Raw genomic sequence first — 1,894 nt, 5'->3', positions numbered from 1 at the left:
TGATGGAATCAGTCTTACTTTTTGTTTACTATTCTTATTGGACGATGGATGTTTCAACTTCTTTCTTAAAGCTAAACGAAGCCCAACCACAGCAACAAATCCAATTAAAAACATGATTAGAATCCATATTTGACTAATATTAATATCCATTAAACCCACTATACTTCTTAACAATACACTAATTATGACACCTATCCCACCAGTTATCATACCTTGACTAGCACCACTTCCATTTGAAAATATATCTAAATTATTAAATTCTTGGTAAGTAAGTTTTGTATATTTAATAGGTATAAACCAATTCAGCATAGGAAATAGATAAGAACACCAATTTTGTTCTAAATCGACCATTAAATATTGATTATCTTTTTGAATAATTTTATATCTAGGATTTTTATAGATTGTATATACCTGTTCCATTATGTATATGTTCGCTCCATTTCATTGGATTTACTACTTTTTTAATTTTATTGACATCTTCTCCAACATTATGTTCGACTTTTTTGCTTTGTTACTACTATATTCGGAGCTATTTTTAACGTTTTTAGATTCCCTTAACGACTATGGACTTTCATCATGCTAATTAGTTAACAATAAAATCAAATGCAAACTGCAACAAGCGTCTTATTTAAGTGACTTAGTAAAAGAAGATTTTATTTCATGGATTTCAACATTTTCTTCCTCCATAGGATACAAGAAATAATTTGTTAAAGTTATTATGAATAATAATATCATTCCCGCTATTAGTATTAGTAAATTAAATTTATTAGATACTATAAATGCATACATTCCCAAACAATACAATATACTAAAGTAACAAAATATTCCTATACTTTTAAAAATGTATTTACGTGGCGGAATTAACAAAGCTTTAATTTTATGATTACTATATTTAATTTCTATATGCTTATTGTTAAAATAACTTAGCCATAGTCTCAAAAGCAAAACTGAAAAAATCGATATTATAACTGAAAATAACAAAAAAATTGAGTTAACTGATATGTCGAACTGATGTACAACCGTTCTGAGTATAGTACTTATTATTATGGATAAACCTATAGGGAAAACATAATTGGACTTTTTTACTTTGGATCTCTGTTTAGTCATTAATTTTTCTGCAGTCATTTGATCTATTTCTCGAAGGCATCTAGGAAATAAATAATTAATAAATGGAAAAAAGTAAGTAAATATATTTTTTTCGATATCTAAAATATAAAAGCTACCGCTATATATAATTAATTTATAGCGATTGGATTCTCCTATCGATTGAATAGTTCCTTGAACCATTTCACCAACTCCATTCCATTGAATTAACACTATTTTTTCTTTATCAACAGACTGCCCAACTTCATTTGCTACTTTTCCTTTGTATTTTCAATTTCATTGGATATTTCCCTTATATTTAGGTTTATACCGCTTCTCCAAAGTTTTTTGCTATTTCTAATAAATCTAATAAATTTTTAATTTCTCACTAATTTTAAACATTACCATTAGATACTAGAGTAACAAATCCCTTTAATTACACTTCTTTCTAGACTCCTCGCATAAAAATGCTCCCCTTCTTAACAAGGAATGCCTAATCAATTGTCTCAGATTTACATGGCTCTAAATTTTTATAGATTATTATTTGCATATGTTTAGAATTTCACTTCCAATATAATTTTGTAGTTAGATTTACATATTCAATTCATTATTTTGGCATGTACTTTTCTATCCAAAATTGAAAATATATTTAAAGTAGTAAACATAAAGAAAACGACTAACCAACCTACATAACCTATAATATTTTGACTGTCATCAAAAATCATTTGAGTAGGTGCAATTGACAAAAATAATGTCATAAAATAACAAAATACCACAAGCGCGAAATTTTTGAATGATGGAATCAGTCTTA

General features: G+C 27.0%; 3 protein-coding genes. All 3 read right to left on the bottom strand.

All coding sequences use genetic code 11. From position 1 onward, the window contains the following. On the bottom strand, window positions 1-420 hold a 420-nt coding region (locus HMPREF2580_RS04230; RefSeq protein WP_070830602.1), incomplete at its 3' end, for a DUF443 family protein. 204 nt (window positions 421-624) lie between these two features. Continuing rightward, the gene (locus HMPREF2580_RS12520; protein ID WP_070830600.1) at window positions 625-1,287 is read right to left on the bottom strand and encodes a DUF443 domain-containing protein; all 663 of its coding nucleotides are present in this window, start codon (window positions 1,285-1,287) and stop codon (window positions 625-627) included. Between the two features lie 395 nt (window positions 1,288-1,682). Then, the coding region (locus HMPREF2580_RS11965; protein ID WP_141756853.1) for a DUF443 family protein at window positions 1,683-1,894 on the bottom strand (212 nt) is incomplete at its 5' end.

The organism is Staphylococcus sp. HMSC036D05, assembly GCF_001836225.1.
In the GTDB taxonomy this organism is placed as follows: Bacteria; Bacillota; Bacilli; order Staphylococcales; family Staphylococcaceae; genus Staphylococcus; species Staphylococcus caprae.
Note: the sequence above shows the minus strand (reverse complement) of the source record. Positions and strands in the feature narration are given on the sequence as shown.